Source organism: Streptomyces sp. Tek67B01, assembly GCF_055231995.1.
The window spans coordinates 3,354,843-3,370,304 of sequence record NZ_JBUYUY010000001.1; the positions used below are offsets into that span (position 1 = coordinate 3,354,843).

A 15,462-nucleotide genomic window follows, 5' to 3' on the forward strand; every position below is an offset into this window, starting at 1 on the left:
ATGCCGACCGGGCAAATCCAGCCCCGCCGGCGATTGAGGCGCGGGTCTGGGCAGAGCCCAGGGCCCCGGTTCCGGCCGGCGCACGCGGCACGGACCCCGGGTACACGCAGCGGTACACGCAGCCTCGCCGGCGATTGAGGCGCGGGCCTGGGCGGAGCCCAGAACCCCCGGCCCCGGCACCCCGCAGGGACCGGTACCCCGCAGGTCAGCCCCGCAGGGCCGCCGCCAGGGTCGCGAGGAACGCCGCGACCTCCGCCGGTCCCGGGAGGACCAGGTCCGCGCGGGACGCCAGTTCAGGGACCTCCGACGAGCTGCACACCAGCAGCCCCGGCAATCCCTCCGCGCGCCGCTTCTCGACGGCGGCGTACGCCGCCAGGTCCCCCAGGTCGTCGCCCGCGTACAGCACCGCCTCCGCGCCGACCTCCTCCAGGTACTCCGTCAGGGCGACGCCCTTGTCGACACCCGGCGGCCGCAGCTCCAGCACCGCCCGCCCCGGCTCCACCATCAGTCCGTGTCGGGCCGCCAGCTCCGCCAGCGGCGCCCGCAGCGCTTCGAACGCCGCCTCCGGGTCCTCGGCGCGCCGGGTGTGGACGGCCAGTGCCCGGCCCTTCTCCTCGATCCAGGTCCCGCGCCACGCCCCGATGGATTCCAGGAACCCGGGCAGCTCGGCCCGTACGGCCGCCACCCCCGGATGCTCGGCGGGCGCGTGGACCAGCCCGCTGACGGCGTCCCACCGCTCGGCCCCGTAGTGCCCGAGGACCACGAGGTGTTCCAGGCCCGGGACCCCCGCGAAGCCCCCGTGGCGGACGGCGACCCCGGCCGGCCGGCCGGTGACGACCGCCACGGACAGCACCTCCGGCGCGAGCGCGGACAGCGCCGGCACGGCGTCCGCGTGGGCGCGCGCCTGGTCGGGGTCGGGAACTATGTCGGCGAGGGTGCCGTCGAAGTCGAGGGCCACCACGGATCGGCGCGGCGCGCGGAGGAGGGCTTCGAGTCCCTCGCGTCCGGCGGCGGTGGCGGGCACGGGCATCGGCATATCGTGCGCATTGCTCCCCATGGGGAAGACCCTAACGGTCCATTCGTACGACTGCTATCGCCGGGCGCGCTGTGCCGCGCGGATTCTGCGGAGCCGGTTGACCGTGCCGGGGGCGTGCTCCAGGGCCCGCGGATCGTCCATCAGGGCGTTGAGCAGCTGGTAGTACCGGACCGGGGTCATCCCCAGCCCTTCCCGGATGGCCCGTTCCTTGGCTCCGGGCCCCGACCAGGTGCGTCCCTCGTACGCGAGCACGGCGGCCTCGGCGGCCGTCAATCGCCCGTCGTCCGTCATACGGCCAGATTAACGCCGTCCACCGACACGCCCCCGGCCGGACCCGAACGCCCCCGGCCGGACCCGCCCAGACCCACCCGGCCCCGGCCGCCGCCGCCTCAGCGGTCGCCGTCGGCCTTCCGCGCCGCGTCGGCGATGCCGCCCAGCACCTTCTCCGGTTGCCCGCCCGGCTGGACCACCTTGCCGATGTTCTGCTTGACGTCCTCGCTCACCCCGGCCCACGACTTCTTGCCGACCGGGTACAGCCGCGCGGTCGGCAGCGCCGTCAGGAAGGTCTTGAGCTGCGACGCCGAGCCCCCGCCGCCGGCCGCGGCGGCTTCCATGGCCCGGTAGCCGCTGGTGGTGACGGGCAGCAGGTCGTACTTGTTGGTGAAGGCCGTCACGTTCTTCGCCTCGTACAGGTAGTCGAGGAACTTGCCCGTCTGCGCCTTGTGGCCGTTCTTGAACGCCATGACCCAGTCGGCGACGCCCATCGTGGGGTGGTCGGTGCCGTCGGCCGTCGGCATGGGCACCATCCCGAACTTGATCCCCTTGCCGCCGGCCTGCTTGAGCAGGGTCGGGTGGCCGTTGAGCATGCCGACCTCGCCGCGCGCGAAGGCGTCGAAGGCGGCCTGCCGGTCGAGCTTGCCGGGCTCGACGGGACCGGTCAGGCCCTGACCGACCATCTTGTCGCGCAGGAACTCGAAGGTCTTGACGTTCTCGGGGGAGTCGATCTCGTAGCTGTCCTCGTTGTCGGTGTAACCGCCCCCGCCCGACAGCATCCACATCATCGACTCGGCCTGTGCCTCCTCGCGGCCCAGCGGCAGCGCGAGGGGGGTCGGGACGCCCGCGGCCTTGAGCTTCTTGGCGGCCGCTTCCAGGTCCGCCCAGCTCTTGGGCTGCCAGCCGCCCTTGGCGTCCTTGGGTATGACGCCGGCGTCGGTGAGCAGCTTCTCGTTGTAGAAGAGCAGCCGGGTGCTGGCGACGAAGGGCATGCCGTACTGGGTGTGCCTGACCTTGCCGGCGTCGGCGAGCGGCCCGAGGAAGTCGGCCTCGGTCTGCACGGAGAGCAGTTCCTCGGCGGAGTACAGCTTCCCGGCTTCCGCGTAGTCGGCGTAGGCGCCGATCTGCGCGATGTCGGGGGCCTTGTGGGCCTTGACCATCTCGGCGACCTTGGCGTCGACCTCGGTCCAGGAGTAGACGCTGACCTCGACGTTGATCCCGGGGTGGGTCTTCTCGAAGGAGTCCCCGAGCTCCTTCCAGTAGGCGGCGGAGGAGTTCTGTGGATTGTCGCCGTAGTCGGCCGCCACGACCCGCAGGGTCACGTCGTTGTCCCCGGTGAGGCCCAAGGCTCCGCAGCCCGTCAGCGTCACGACGGTCAGACAGAGCGCGGCCCCGGTCGCGGCCAGGCTCAGGTAACGGCCCTTCACAGTTCTGATCCACCCCTTGTCGTACCTACTATTCGTCGTAAGGTCTACACCACTTTCCGGCTGCTTCACATCCGGAACGCGCCGCTCGCCCGGACCGTGTCCGGACCGTTGTGGGAGCGGGCTCCCGGATTCGTATGGCTGCTCAACATTCCTCCCAATGGACTAGACCTTTGCCTCCCGAGCACGCGAGACTGTCCTCTGTGAAACCCGTGAAACACGTCATCGCCCTCGATGTGGGCGGCACCGGGATGAAGGCCGCCCTCATCGCCGAGGACGGCACCCTGCTGCACGAGGCGCGCCGCGCCACCGGTCGCGAGCGGGGCCCCGAGGCCGTCGTCGAGACGATCCTCGGCTTCGCCGCCGACCTCCTCGCGCACGGCCGCGAGCACCTCGGCGAGGCCGCCTCGGCCGCCGGCGTCGCGGTGCCCGGCATCGTCGACGCCGAGCAGGGGACCGCCGTCTACGCGGCGAACCTGGGCTGGCGCGACGTACCGATGCGCGAGCTGCTCGGCGCCCGCCTCGGCGGCATCCCGGTGGCCCTCGGGCACGACGTGCGCACGGGCGGCCTCGCCGAAGGCCGGATCGGCGCGGGTAGGGGCGCCGACCGGTTCCTGTTCGTCCCGCTCGGCACCGGCATCGCCGGCGCCATCGGCCTGGCCGGCCGCATCGAGGCGGGCGCCCACGGCTACGCGGGCGAGATCGGTCACATCGTGGTCCGTCGGGGCGGCCCGGCTTGCGGCTGCGGTCAGCACGGCTGCCTGGAGACCCTCGCCTCCGCCTCCGCCGTCAGCCGCGCCTGGGCCGCCGCCTCCGGCGACCCCGACGCGGACGCCGCGCACTGCGCCAAGGCCGTCGAATCCGGTGACGCCCGCGCCCGCGAGGTGTGGCTGGCCGCCCTCGACGCCCTCGCCGACGGCCTGGTCACCGCCATCACCCTGCTGGACCCGCGCACGGTGATCATCGGTGGCGGCCTGGCCGAGGCGGGGGAAACCTTGTTCACACCTCTTCGGACGGCCGTCGAGGAGCGCGTGACGTTCCAGCGGCTGCCCGAGATCGTTCCGGCGGCCCTCGGGGACACCGCCGGATGCCTGGGCGCAGGGCTGCTCGCCTGGGACCTACTCGCCACGGAGGTACCTGCCTGATGGCCGCAAGCACACAGAGCACTGTTCTGTCAGGTGCCAAGGTGGTGCTGCCCACCGGGATCGTGGCCGGCGGCCGCGTCATCGTCGACGGCGAGCGGATCGCGGGCAGCGCCGCCCCGGACACCCCCGTGACCGACCTCGCCGGGCACTGGATCGTCCCCGGCTTCGTGGACATGCACAACCACGGCGGCGGCGGCGCCTCCTTCACCTCCGGAACCGCCGAAGAGGTCCTCAAGGGCGTACGCACCCACCGCGAGCACGGTACGACCACTCTGGTCGCCTCCACCGTCACCGGCGAACTCGACGAACTGGCCCGCCGCGCCGGGCTCCTGGCCGAGCTGACGCAGCAGGGCGAGATCGCGGGCGTCCACTTCGAGGGCCCCTTCATCAACGCCTGCCGCAAGGGCGCCCACAAGGCGGAGCTGCTCCGCGACCCCGACCCGGCCGAGGTCCGCAAGCTGGTCGACGCCGCCCACGGCGCCGCCCGTATGGTCACCCTCGCCACCGAACTCCCCGGCGGCCTGGACTCCGTACGCCTGTTGGCCGAACACGGGGTCATCGCCGCGATCGGCCACACCGACGCCACCTACGACCAGACCCGGCGGGCCATCGACGCGGGCGCCACCGTGGCCACCCACCTGTACAACGCGATGCCCGGTCTCGAACACCGTGCCCCCGGCCCGATCGCGGCGCTGCTGGAGGACGAGCGGATCACCGTCGAGCTGATCAACGACGGCACGCACCTGCACCCGGCGATGCTGGAACTGGCCTTCCACCATGCGGGCGCCCACCGCGTCGCGCTGATCACCGACGCGATGGACGCGGCCGGTTTCGGCGACGGCACCTACCATCTCGGGCCGCTGGAGGTCGAGGTCAAGGACGGGGTCGCCCGCCTCGTGGAGGGCGGCTCGATCGCCGGCTCCACGCTGACCCTGGACACCGCCTTCAAGCGCGCGGTGACCGTCGACAAGCTGCCCGTCGAGTCGGTGGTCCAGGCGATCTCCGCCAACCCGGCCAAGCTGATCGGCCTGTACGACCAGGTCGGCTCGCTGGAGCCCGGCAAGTACGCCGACCTCGTGGTGCTGGACGCCGAATTCGGGCTCAAGGGCGTCATGCGGCGCGGCGAATGGATCGTCAACCCCGGCGTCGACCCCGGCGCCTGAGAGGCCGATCGGCTGGACGGGAAGGGCCGTCGCGCCGCCGGACTGGGCGGACGGCCCGCGGTTTGGCATGATCCCGGCACACACCAAGACCGGGGCTGACCATGATCCTCACCGTGACCCTCAACGCCGCACTCGACGTCACCTACCGGGTGCCTCGACTGCTCCCGCACACCTCGCACCGGGTCACCGGCGCGACCGAACGCCCCGGCGGCAAGGGCGTCAACGTCGCCCGCGTGCTCGCCGCGCTCGGCCACCGGGTCACCGCGACCGGGTTCGCGGGCGGCGCGGTGGGCGCGGTCGTACGGGAACTGCTGGCCGCCGACCCCGGCGTGACGGACGCCCTGCTCCCCTGCGCGGGCACCACCCGGCGCACCCTCGCGGTGGTCGACGAAGCCTCCGGCGACACCACGCAGTTCAACGAACCGGGCCCGCAGATCACTTCCGCGGAATGGACGCGCTTCCAGTCCCGCTACGAGGAACTCCTGGCCGGGGCCCGCGCGGTCGCGCTCTGCGGGAGCCTGCCGCCGGGCGTGCCCGTGGGCGCGTACGCGGTACTCGTCCGCACCGCCCGCGCGGCCGGCGTCCCCGTACTGCTGGACACCAGCGGCGAGGCGCTCCGCCGGGGCGTCGCCGCCCGCCCCGAGATGATCAAACCGAACGCCGCCGAGCTGGCCGAACTGACCGGCTCCCGCGACCCGCTGCCCGCCACCCGCGACGCCCGCCGGCGCGGCGCCCACGCGGTGGTCACCTCCCTCGGCCCGGCCGGGCTGCTCGCCGCCACCGCCGACGGCACCTGGCAGGCCGCCCCGCCCCGCCCGCTCACCGGCAACCCCACCGGCGCCGGTGACTCCGCCGTCGCGGGCCTGCTCTCGGCCCTGACGGAGGGTCTGGACTGGCCCGCCCGCCTGACCCGCGCCGTGGCCCTCTCGGCGGCCACCGTGCACGCCCCGGCGGCGGGAGAGTTCGACCCCCGCACCTATGAACAGGTACGGCACGCCATCTCCGTCACCGGCAGCAACTGACCGCCCCACTGAGGCGTCCGGGAAGGTCGTCGACCACCTCGCCGAGCAGCTGGACATCGCAGACACCTCGGCGCTGAGGGTAAGAAACGGTTATGAGACCGAAGACCCGCTCTAGCTTCTGAACGACCGTCAGTGCCGCTCTGTGCTTCTGCACTTGACAGCTGCTACAGGGGCAGGCCCGGAAGGCCGGTCGGGCTAAGATCAAAAGGTCATTTGATCTTAGAAGACACGAGGCTGAATCACGTGAACCGAATCGCCCGAAGGGCACTCGCCATCATCACCGGGGTGGTGGCCGTCTCCACTCTGGCCGCGGTCCCCGCTCAGGCCCAGACGATCTCGTCGGGCTCCTGCGGCGCGGGCTACTACTACCAGGACGCCTACCCACTCGGCGACGATCAGGGCGCTACCGGTGCCGGCGTCATGTTCCTTTACTACAACAGTTCCAATGGTGTGAACTGCGCGATCCTCCGCCGCGACCAACAGTTCTCTGTCACCGACGGCATGAACATCAGCATCGAGGACACCAGCGGCAATAGCGACATCGATGGCCAGCGGGCCTACACGAACTACGCGGGCCCGGTCTACCTCCGCGCCCCTGGCAGGTGCATCAAACTCTGGGGCTCTATCACAGGCGCCTGGGTTAGCCCCGGCTCCTCCTACCTTGTGAAGACACACTCCGAGAGCACGGGCTGGGTCCACTGCGGCTAGCACGCCGATGAAAGATGTCGGACTCTGGCTCTGCCGCGTGTGCGGTGGGGCCAGACCCTTCCGAGAACTGACCCCCTCCAGCCTGCTCCCTAGGTGTGTTGCCCGGACAGGTTGGTGACGCGGCCAGCTGGGGTTTGGCCTGCGATGCAGGTGTGGGGTCAGGGGCCAGGAGCGGCATTCCGTGACGGACCAGGATCCGGTGGGCGGTCGAGGGTGCGATTCCACAGCGGACCGCCAGCAGCAGAGGTCCGATGCGGTGCTCGCGTCGTAGTCGCAGGACGTGTTCGTCGGCGGCGGCCGGGGTTTGGGAAGGCTGGTGGTGGCGGTGGCTGGAACGGTCGCTCATTCCGGCGATCCCCAGGGTCCGGTAGCGGGCGGCGGCGTGTGGCTGACCTGGCAGCGTTCCGCAGCCCGTCGGACAGGTCAACCGTCGTCCACGACACAGCAGGCCAGACGAAGTCGCCAGTAGGCGTCAGTGGGGCATTCCGGCGGGATACGAGGGCCTCCCGGGCCGGTGGAGATGTCGCAATCCACACCAAACTGGGAGGCCCTCACCCATTTCAAGAACCCAACACGCGTGTCACCAACGTCCCCGGACAACACACCTAGGTCCTGGCGGCAGCGGTCATCCCGCAGACGGTGCGCGGCCCTTGCTAGGCCGTCCAGAACCTGCAGTGCGACCTGCGGGAGAAGGCCGCGTACCGTCTCCTGCACAACACCGAGTTCGACTCTCCGCTACCGGCCCAATTCCACCGCCGCCTGGCGCGTTCCGCCGTCGACGGCCCGTGGCGCCCCCACTCTGCGACAGGTCAGCGCTTGGTGTGCCCCTGTCCCAAGTAGAGCTGATCGAAGATCGCGTCGCACTGGTTGCCTGCCTCGCAGGAGATCTTCAGCGTGTTGGTGCCCTTCTTGAGGTCGATCCACGCGAACGTGCGAGTCCAGCCCTTTTCCCAGGCGCCGGCTTCGGCCTTGGCGAAGTTCGCCAAGTTGAGGGACTGTGTTGGGCTCTGCCCGTTGACCGTGAGGGTCACCTTGGCATCCTTTCCGGGCACTGCATAGTTCACGAACAGCGTGTACTCCCCGGCAGCCGGTATGTCCACGGTCCAGGTCAGCGCCGCGCCCGGCTGGTTGAAGTTGCCGACGTACTGGCCGCCCGTGCTCTTCGCACCGGGCACCGTGCTCGTCAGCGCCGCACCGCCGGTCAGGGTCATGCCGGAGCCCGAGGCGTCCGCCTTGGGCAGCGGCGCCTCCGAGGGCTGTCCGGAACCGCTCGGCTGCGGACTCGGCGAATTGTTCTGGGGCGCGCCCGACTGCTGGCTCTGGCCGTTCGCCTGGTTCTTGTCCTTGCCCTTGTCGCCGAAGGCCAGGGCCGCGCCGATGCCGATCGCGACGGCGGCCACCACCGCGACCGCCGCGATGAGCAGCCCGCGGCGGCTCGACCCTCCGCCACCGCCGTGCCCGCCGTGGCCCGGGGCCGGGTGTGTCTGCGTCTGCTGCTGCGGAACGGCGTAGCCACCGGCCTGGAGCGCCTCGGGAGCCTGGTACTGGGCCTGGTAGGCCTGCGGACCCGGCTGCGCCGGACCCGGCTGGTACGGGACGGCACCGCGCTGGCCGCGCCGATCGCCGACCGTGCGCACCTGGTTGTACGAGGTACGGGGGACACCGGGCTGTGCACCGCCCTGCCCACCGGCCGCGGGGCCGGGGTATCCGTACCCGCCGGGGGAACCGGGCGGGGTGGCACCGGCAGCCTGGCCGTCCGCGTAGAGGTAGCCGAACGGATCTTCGTCCTCGGGCTGGTTCGCCCCGCCGTGCGGACCGCTGTTCGCGGGCGTCGTCATCGCAGGTCACTCCTTTCGACCCACGGGAGCCTACCCCGAACACGTGCGCCCACGAGCGGTCGATCGACTCAGCCCGCCCGGCGGTGCGCCTTGGAACGGGACCTTTTCTCGATGTACATCCGCTGGTCGGCGGAGCGCAGCACCTCGTCCGCCGACATGCCGCAGCTGGCCCAGCCGATCCCGAAACTCGCCCCGACGCGGACCGCGCGGCCGTCCACCCGGATCGGCGGGATGATCGCGTTCCGCAGCCGGACGGCCAGGTCGGCGGCGTCGGCCGCGCCCAATCCGTCGGCGAGGACGACGAACTCGTCACCGCCGAGCCGGGCCACCGTGTCCCCGTCGCGCACGCCCGTCGTCAGCCGCCGGGCGACCTCGATCAGCACCGCGTCGCCCGTGTGGTGACCGAACCGGTCGTTGATCGACTTGAAGCCGTCGAGGTCGCAGAAGAGCACCGCCAGCCCCTTCGTCCCGTCGTCGATGTCGGTGGCGGGCGCGACGGTGTGGACGTGGTGGTCGTACGGGCCCACCTCGCCCGGGGGCGCCGCGGGACTTTCGAAGGGGTCGCCGTACCCGTCGGGGCGAAAGTCGTGCTCCCCGGCATCGCCTCCCGTCTCCGGTCGCCCCTCGAAGGCCGCGTCCAGCGCCTCCACGGCGGTGGCCCGCACCGACTGTGGCCGGCGACACAGTCGGGCCCCGAGCCGCGAGCGCAGTTCCGCGCTGTTGGGCAGGCCGGTCAGCGCGTCGTGGCTGGCCCGGTGCGCGAGCTGCAGCTCGTGCCGCTTGCGCTCCTCGATGTCCTCGACGTGGGTGAGCAGGAACCGCGGACCGTCGGCGGCGTCCGCGACCACGGAATTGCGCAGCGAGACCCACACGTACGTACCGTCGCGCCGGCCCAGCCGCAGCTCGGCCCGGCCCCCCTCGGCCGAGGTGCGCAGCAACGTGCCGATGTCCTCGGGGTGGACGAGGTCGGAGAAGGAGTACCGGCGCAGCACGGAGGCCGGCCGCCCCAGCAGCCTGCACAACGCGTCATTGGTCCGCAGCAGCCGGCCGTGCTGGTCGCCGCCCATCTCGGCGATGGCCATGCCGCTGGGCGCGTACTCGAAGGCCTGGCGGAACGACTCCTCACTGGCGCGCAGCGCCTGCTGCTCGCGCTCCAGCCGGACCAGGGCCCGTTGCATGTTCGCGCGCAGTCGCGCATTACTGATCGCAATCGCCGCCTGGAAGGCGTACATCTGCAGCGCCTCGCGCCCCCACGCGCCCGGACGGCGGCCGTTGCGCGGTCTGTCCACCGAAATGACACCCAGAAGTTCCCCGCCGGACGCATACATGGGGGCATAGAGCCGGTCCTCGGGATGCCACTCGTCCACGAAGCGGGGATCGGGTCCCTCGGTGTGCCACTGGGGCACGTCGTCCTCCAGCAGGACCCAGCCCTCGGTGTGCGGGATGAAGCGGAGCCCGTCCCAGTTCTCACCCATCGTCAGACGGCGTTCCCAGGAGAGGCGGGAGCCGACGCGACCGGTGATCAGGGCCTCGGCGGCCGGGTCACCTGCGAAGGCGGCCACGACGAGATCCCCGTCGGGGCGTACGAGGTTGACGCAGGCGAGTTCGTAGCCGAGGCCCGCGACGATGCCGTCCACGACGGTCTGCAGTGTGTCAGCCAGGCTCCGGGCCGTGTTGAGGTCGGCCACCACCCGGTGCAGCTGCCGCAGGGTCGCAAGACGGACGTACGGCTCCGACTCGGTCTCCATTGCTCGCTCTCCCCGAGACCTCGACAGCAACTCCAGGTGTGTCATCGGCGGTTCGTTGCGGTGTCCCGTCCACTGAATCACAGTGAGCTGTGCGGCAGGTACACAGGGTCAACAAATCTTGCCGTCTGTGACTCAAGTCACATGAGATGAAGAACGTGCTCCGAAGAGGCGCGAGTTCCCTCGTCCCGACGGGGAGCGCTCCCTCTCCTTTCCAGGGGCAAACGATACGCGCGGTCCCTCGTCCTCGGGGGTTCCGACGACGCCGGTGGCCGGGGGAAGTGCCCGGGAAGGGGCTTGGACGGCAGGGCCTAGGACCGGGGCCCGTACCCGCCTCGGACCAAGGCCCGATGTGCGGGGCGGGGAGCGAGACTAGCGTTCCAGGCGTGCCGAAGACGACCCTGGAACCCGCCCCCGCAGCCACCACCCCGCATCCTGAGGGGGTGACCGACGAAGAATTCCGGGCCGCGATGTCCCGCCTGGCGGCCGGCGTGACGCTGATCACCGCCCACGAGCCCGCCCTGACGGCCGACGGCCCGCGGGGGGAGGACGTCGGCATGACAGCGACCGCCTTCATGTCGGTGTCCCTGGACCCGCCGCTGGTGCTGGTGAGCCTGCGCGAGGGCTCACGGATGGACGACCTGCTGGCGGAGCAGCCGCTGTGGGCGGTGTCGATCCTTGCGGACAACCAGCTCCAGGTCGCGGGCCGGTTCGCGATGAAGGGCCGGATCAGCGACCGGCTGCTGTTCCAGGGCGTGCCCTACGAGCGGGGCGCGCTCTCGGGGGCCCTGCTGCTCACGGGGGCGCTGGCCACGCTGGAATGCCGCACGGAGTCCCGCGTCCCGGCGGGCGACCACACCCTGGTCGTCGGCCGCGTCCTGTCGGCCACCCTCCCCACCCCGGACGCCCCACCCCTGACCTACTTCCGCGGCCGCTACCGCCACCTGACGCCGTGACGGCCGAATCGAGCCCCGCGGCGAGCGAGGCGCGACCGGCCCACGGCAACCCCGCCGGCGATCGAGGCCCGACCGGCCACATCCCATCCCGGCCGCCGTTTGAAGCGCCGCCGACCGAAACCAGCCCCGCCGGCGTTTGAGGCGCAGGGCGCGGGGCGGAGCCCCGTAAGCCCGGCGCAGCCGACCGAAATCAGCCCCGCCGGCGTTTGAGGCGCGGGGCGCGGGGCGGAGCCCGAAAGCCCGGCGCAGCCGGGGCCGCACAACACCGCCGCACCCGACCCCCGGCGGCCCATCCAGCCCACACCGCCGAAACCAGCCCCGCCGGCGATTGAGGCGCGGGCCCGGGGCAGAGCCCCGAAAACCCGGCGCAGCCGGGGCCGCACAACCCAACGCCGCCGGAGCAACCCCGCGGAGCACCCCGCGGAGCGACCGGTCTACCAGTCCCGCCCCGTCCGCCCCCGCTTGGTCTCGGCCCGCGCCTTCTTCTCCCGCAGCCGCCGCTCATTGATCCCGCGCGGGATCTTCGTCGCCCGCCGCTGCTTCGGCGGCGGCGCCGTCGCCTCGGCCAGCAGCGAAGCCAGCCGCACCAACGCCATCTCCCGGTTGCGCAACTGCGAGCGGTGCTCGGACGCCCGGACCGTCAGGACCCCGCCCACCAGCCGGGACGCGAGCCGCTCCAGCGCGCGCTCCTTCCACACCTCCGGCAGCGCCTTCGTCGCCGCCAGGTCGAACAGCAGCTCCACCCGCGAGTCGGAGGTGTTCACGTGCTGACCACCCGGCCCGGAGGAACGCGAGAACCGCCAGCCGAGCTCCCCCTCGGGCAGCACGACGGAACCACGGATGACATAGGGACCAGGCATGCCCCTATGATCCGCCCCCGCACGGCGCCCCGTCACCCCATTTCCCCTCCGCCGAGCCTGCGCCACACGGGCCGGCGGAACCTACCGACCCCCTCCCCGCGTTATGAGGGGCAGCGGTAACTTGGCCACGTCCGGCGGTCATGTGATTGAGGAAGGGACACCAGTCAAAATGGCAGTAAGCCTGTCCAAGGGCGGCAACGTCTCGCTTAGCAAGGAGGCTCCCGGCCTCAGCGCCGTCACGGTCGGCCTCGGCTGGGACGTCCGCACCACCACCGGTGTCGACTTCGACCTCGACGCCTCCGCCATCGCGGTCAACGCGACGGGCAAGGTCGTCTCGGACGGTCACTTCGTCTTCTTCAACAACAAGTCCACCCCGGACCAGACCATCGTCCACACCGGTGACAACCGCACCGGCGAGGGCTCCGGCGACGACGAGTCCATCAAGGTCAACCTCGCCGGCCTCCCGGCCGATGTCGACAAGATCGTCTTCCCGGTCTCCATCTACGACGCCGAATCCCGCAGCCAGAACTTCGGCCAGGTCCGCAACGCGTACATCCGCGTCGTGAACCAGGCCGGCGGCGCCGAGATCGCCCGTTACGACCTCTCCGAGGACGCGGCGACCGAGACCGCCATGGTCTTCGGCGAGCTCTACCGCAACGGCGCCGAGTGGAAGTTCCGCGCCGTCGGCCAGGGCTACGCCTCCGGCCTGACCGGCATCGCCCAGGACTTCGGCGTCAACGTCTGAGTTCCCCGGCACCGCCGCCGGCGAGGCCCCTTCCCGCCATCGGGAGGGCGCCTCGCCGCGCCCTCGCCCGACCCCACCGCCCGTCCGCGCGGCACACCGGCCCGCACTTCCGTCCGACGGCGGCCCGCGAAAAAGCCCGGCACTGGCCGGGCTACGGCTTCGGGCTGTCCGCGCCGTACAGCCACACGTCCCAGACCTTCTTCAGGTCATGGCCCGTCTTCCGCTGCGCGTAGGCGGTGAACTCCGCCGTACTCGCGTTCCCGTGGTGGTGGTCCGCGGCCCAGCCCCGCAGCAGCGCGAAGAACCGCTCGTCGCCGACCTCCTGCCGAATGCGGTGCAGCACCATCGCGCCCCGGTAGTACACCGGCCCCTCCGAGATGTCCGCGGGCCCCGGCGGCGCCGCCGGCGGGAACGCGTCCCAGTCCGAGGCGAGCTTCCCGTCGAGGGAGGTGTCACCGGCGAGCAGCGCGTCGAACCGTTTCTGCGCGCTCGGCCCACCGTGGTCCTCCGACCACAGCCACTCCGCGTACGTCGCGAACCCCTCGTTGAGCCACATGTCCTTCCACGACTTCGGCGACACCGAGTCCCCGAACCACTGGTGCGCGAGCTCGTGCACGACGAGCTCCACCGAAGGGGCCCCCGAGAAGACGGGCTTGGTCTGCGTCTCCAACGCGTAGGGCAGCGTGCCGTCCGGCACCACGATCGTGCCCACGGTGGCGAAGGGATACGGCCCGAACCGCCCGGAACCCCAGTCCACCACCTCCGCCAACCGCCCCAGCGCGGCGGTACTGCGGGCCTCCTCCCCGGGCGCGACCGCGTCGTAGACGCCGATGCCCGAGGATGTGCGGCCCGTGGCCACCTTGAACTTCCCGATGGCGACGGTGGCCAGGTAGCTCGCCATCGGCTCGGTGCTGTGCCAGGCGAAGGTGGTCCGGCCGTCTCCGGTGTCCGTGCGGGAGCCCAACTCGCCGTTGGACACCGCCTCGTAGCCTTGCGGGACGGTCAGCGTGATGTCGTAGGACGCCTTGTCACTGGGGTGGTGGTTGCCCGGGAACCACGTCATCGACCCGACGGGCTCGCCGACGGCGACGGCCCCGTCCGCGGTCGTGATCCAGCCCTCGGGGGAACCGTCCGCGTCGGTGAGGGGCTTCGGCGTGCCGCTGTAGCGGACCTCCGTACGGAAGACCTCGCCCTTGCCCACGTCCTCGCGCGGACGCACGGTGAGCTCCCGGCCCGTCCGGTTGTAGCGGGCCGGCTTCCCCCCGACGGTGACCGAGTCGACGCGCAACCCGCTGAAGTCGAGATTGAAGGAGCTGAGCGTCTGCTCCGCGCGGGCGGTGATGACGGCCCTGCCGGTCAGCTGCCCGCCGGCGGGCCGGTAGCCGAGGTCGAGGGCGTAGTGGTCGACCTGGTAGCCGCCGTTGCCCGCCTTGGGGAAGTACGGGTCGCGCAGCCCCGACGCGCCGGGCCGCCCCTGCACGGTCGTCCCCGTACACCCCGCGGTGAGGGTGAGGAGGGCGGCGACCGCGGGGGCGGCGAGGCGGGTGAGCACGCGGTGATCCACGCGTTCGATCCTATGCGGGAGGGCCGGAAGGGCAGCCTGTTCACCGCCTCGCGCACTACTTGTCGAGGGCGTCGACCCCGGCCTTGGCGAACTTCTCGTCCAGGTCACCGCTCGGGGCGCCGGCCACGCCGATGCCGGCGACCGGGGCGCCCTTGGCCTGCACCGGGGCGCCGCCCGCCAGGAAGAGGGTGCCGGGGATGTCCTTCAGGTTCGGGGTCTGGGCGAGCCGGCCGGCGAGCACCGAGGTCGGGGCGTTCCAGGACACGGCGGTGTAGGCCTTGCGCTGCGCCGACTCGTAGGACTGCGGACCCGCGCCGTCGCCGCGCAGGGTGACGACGGTGTTGCCGTTCCGGTCCACCACCGCGACCGTCACCTTCTGGCCCTCCTTCTGGGCGGCCTGGAGCGAGGCCTGGGCCGCGCGGGTGGCGGCGTCGACGGTGAGGTGCGTCGTGGTGGTGAAGTTCTTGTCATCGCCGCCGTCGCCCTTCTGGGCGTCGCCCTTCTGCGCGTCGTCCTGCGCCGTGACGGCCGCCGGGGCGGACCCGGTCTGCGCGGCGCTCGCGCTGACGGCGCCGAAGGTCCCGGCGCCGAGCGCGACGGCGAGGGCGGTACCGGTGAAGACGCGGGTGCGGGTGTTCATGTCTGCTGCTCCTGAGGACGTCGGGGGCCGGGACCTGTACGGCCGGCGCGGCTGCTCCTGCTCGTGCTGCTCCGGCTGCTCGGGCTGTTCGCCGCTGGTCCAAGCCTCGGGCCGGACCCCGGGGTCGGCCGTCCCCGTACCGGCTCGCGTCGGCCACCGCACCGGATGACGCCGGGGTCATCCGATCGGTCGATGCGGACCCGGCACGTCAGGGATTGGCTCAGGATGGACGTACGCACCACCCACCCCAGGAGCACCCGTGAGCAGCCAAGCACCACCGCCCGGGACACCTGCCACCCCTGCTGCCCCTGCCCCTCTTGGCCCCGCTCCCGCCGGCTCCCAC

At 71.9% G+C, this 15,462-nt stretch carries 14 protein-coding genes and 1 pseudogene; 6 read left to right on the plus strand and 9 right to left on the minus strand.

Annotated features, from left to right (window positions below; genetic code table 11):
- Nucleotides 1-205: 205 nt before the first annotated feature.
- From otsB to ACV7NM_RS15025, 3 genes are all read right to left on the minus strand, one after another.
- Nucleotides 206-1,057, minus strand: a complete 852-nt coding sequence (gene otsB, locus ACV7NM_RS15015) for a trehalose-phosphatase (protein WP_463410761.1) — start codon at nucleotides 1,055-1,057, stop codon at nucleotides 206-208.
- A 33-nt stretch (nucleotides 1,058-1,090) separates the two neighbouring features.
- Complete coding sequence (locus tag ACV7NM_RS15020) at nucleotides 1,091-1,327, minus strand: DUF3263 domain-containing protein (protein WP_136213770.1); 237 nt, start codon at nucleotides 1,325-1,327, stop codon at nucleotides 1,091-1,093.
- Between the two features lie 98 nt (nucleotides 1,328-1,425).
- Nucleotides 1,426-2,736 carry an extracellular solute-binding protein gene (locus ACV7NM_RS15025; RefSeq protein ID WP_463410762.1) on the minus strand — a complete coding sequence of 437 codons (1,311 nt, stop codon included), beginning with the start codon at nucleotides 2,734-2,736 and terminating at the stop codon, nucleotides 1,426-1,428.
- A 209-nt stretch (nucleotides 2,737-2,945) separates the two neighbouring features.
- Here ACV7NM_RS15025 and ACV7NM_RS15030 point away from each other — a divergent pair, with 209 nt between their 5' ends.
- From ACV7NM_RS15030 to ACV7NM_RS15045, 4 genes are all read left to right on the plus strand, one after another.
- The gene (locus ACV7NM_RS15030; RefSeq protein WP_463413948.1) at nucleotides 2,946-3,878 is read left to right on the plus strand and encodes an ROK family protein; all 933 of its coding nucleotides are present in this window, start codon (nucleotides 2,946-2,948) and stop codon (nucleotides 3,876-3,878) included.
- A complete protein-coding gene (gene nagA / locus ACV7NM_RS15035) occupies nucleotides 3,878-5,041 on the plus strand; it encodes an N-acetylglucosamine-6-phosphate deacetylase (protein WP_463410763.1) in 1,164 nt (387 codons plus the stop codon). Before ACV7NM_RS15030 ends, nagA begins: the two co-directional genes overlap by 1 nt.
- 101 nt (nucleotides 5,042-5,142) lie before the next feature.
- Entirely contained in the window at nucleotides 5,143-6,063 is a 921-nt protein-coding gene (locus ACV7NM_RS15040) for a 1-phosphofructokinase family hexose kinase (RefSeq protein WP_463410764.1), read from the plus strand.
- A 243-nt stretch (nucleotides 6,064-6,306) separates the two neighbouring features.
- On the plus strand, nucleotides 6,307-6,771 hold the full coding sequence (locus ACV7NM_RS15045) for a hypothetical protein (RefSeq protein ID WP_463410765.1): 465 nt from the start codon (nucleotides 6,307-6,309) through the stop codon (nucleotides 6,769-6,771).
- A gap of 163 nt (nucleotides 6,772-6,934) precedes the next feature.
- Here the strand turns inward: ACV7NM_RS15045 and ACV7NM_RS15050 are convergent.
- From ACV7NM_RS15050 to cdgB, 3 genes and pseudogenes are all read right to left on the minus strand, one after another.
- A pseudogene (locus tag ACV7NM_RS15050) lies at nucleotides 6,935-7,301 on the minus strand (IS481 family transposase); the annotation flags it as partial.
- 279 nt (nucleotides 7,302-7,580) lie between these two features.
- A complete protein-coding gene (locus tag ACV7NM_RS15055) occupies nucleotides 7,581-8,609 on the minus strand; it encodes a CBM35 domain-containing protein (RefSeq protein WP_463410766.1) in 1,029 nt (342 codons plus the stop codon).
- 68 nt (nucleotides 8,610-8,677) lie between these two features.
- Nucleotides 8,678-10,357, minus strand: a complete 1,680-nt coding sequence (cdgB, locus tag ACV7NM_RS15060; protein ID WP_463410767.1) for a diguanylate cyclase CdgB — start codon at nucleotides 10,355-10,357, stop codon at nucleotides 8,678-8,680.
- A gap of 347 nt (nucleotides 10,358-10,704) precedes the next feature.
- Between cdgB and ACV7NM_RS15065 the strand changes: the two genes are divergently transcribed.
- Complete coding sequence (locus ACV7NM_RS15065) at nucleotides 10,705-11,310, plus strand: flavin reductase family protein (RefSeq protein WP_463410768.1); 606 nt, start codon at nucleotides 10,705-10,707, stop codon at nucleotides 11,308-11,310.
- Nucleotides 11,311-11,744: 434 nt separating this feature from the next.
- On the opposite strand, the gene arfB is transcribed toward ACV7NM_RS15065, so the two are convergent.
- A complete protein-coding gene (arfB, locus tag ACV7NM_RS15070; protein WP_136213764.1) occupies nucleotides 11,745-12,170 on the minus strand; it encodes an alternative ribosome rescue aminoacyl-tRNA hydrolase ArfB in 426 nt (141 codons plus the stop codon).
- Nucleotides 12,171-12,339: 169 nt separating this feature from the next.
- On the opposite strand from arfB, the gene ACV7NM_RS15075 reads away from it, so the two are divergent.
- Entirely contained in the window at nucleotides 12,340-12,915 is a 576-nt protein-coding gene (locus tag ACV7NM_RS15075) for a TerD family protein (RefSeq protein ID WP_136213763.1), read from the plus strand.
- A 151-nt stretch (nucleotides 12,916-13,066) separates the two neighbouring features.
- Here ACV7NM_RS15075 and ACV7NM_RS15080 read toward each other — a convergent pair whose 3' ends face one another.
- Both ACV7NM_RS15080 and ACV7NM_RS15085 read right to left on the minus strand, forming a co-directional pair.
- Nucleotides 13,067-14,479, minus strand: coding sequence for a M1 family metallopeptidase (locus tag ACV7NM_RS15080; RefSeq protein WP_463410769.1), 1,413 nt, complete (start codon nucleotides 14,477-14,479; stop codon nucleotides 13,067-13,069).
- 55 nt (nucleotides 14,480-14,534) lie between these two features.
- On the minus strand, nucleotides 14,535-15,119 hold the full coding sequence (locus tag ACV7NM_RS15085) for a GlcG/HbpS family heme-binding protein (protein ID WP_463410770.1): 585 nt from the start codon (nucleotides 15,117-15,119) through the stop codon (nucleotides 14,535-14,537).
- Between the last annotated feature and the right edge of the window lie 343 nt (nucleotides 15,120-15,462).

Coding starts and splice junctions, on each gene's coding strand:
- otsB (WP_463410761.1), bottom strand. CDS start 1,057: ATGGGGAGCAATGCGCACGATATGCCGATGCCCGTGCCCGCCACCGCC.
- ACV7NM_RS15020 (WP_136213770.1), bottom strand. CDS start 1,327: ATGACGGACGACGGGCGATTGACGGCCGCCGAGGCCGCCGTGCTCGCG.
- nagA (WP_463410763.1), top strand. CDS start 3,878: ATGGCCGCAAGCACACAGAGCACTGTTCTGTCAGGTGCCAAGGTGGTG.
- ACV7NM_RS15040 (WP_463410764.1), top strand. CDS start 5,143: ATGATCCTCACCGTGACCCTCAACGCCGCACTCGACGTCACCTACCGG.
- ACV7NM_RS15055 (WP_463410766.1), bottom strand. CDS start 8,609: ATGACGACGCCCGCGAACAGCGGTCCGCACGGCGGGGCGAACCAGCCC.
- cdgB (WP_463410767.1), bottom strand. CDS start 10,357: ATGGAGACCGAGTCGGAGCCGTACGTCCGTCTTGCGACCCTGCGGCAG.
- ACV7NM_RS15065 (WP_463410768.1), top strand. CDS start 10,705: ATGTGCGGGGCGGGGAGCGAGACTAGCGTTCCAGGCGTGCCGAAGACG.
- arfB (WP_136213764.1), bottom strand. CDS start 12,170: ATGCCTGGTCCCTATGTCATCCGTGGTTCCGTCGTGCTGCCCGAGGGG.
- ACV7NM_RS15075 (WP_136213763.1), top strand. CDS start 12,340: ATGGCAGTAAGCCTGTCCAAGGGCGGCAACGTCTCGCTTAGCAAGGAG.
- ACV7NM_RS15085 (WP_463410770.1), bottom strand. CDS start 15,119: ATGAACACCCGCACCCGCGTCTTCACCGGTACCGCCCTCGCCGTCGCG.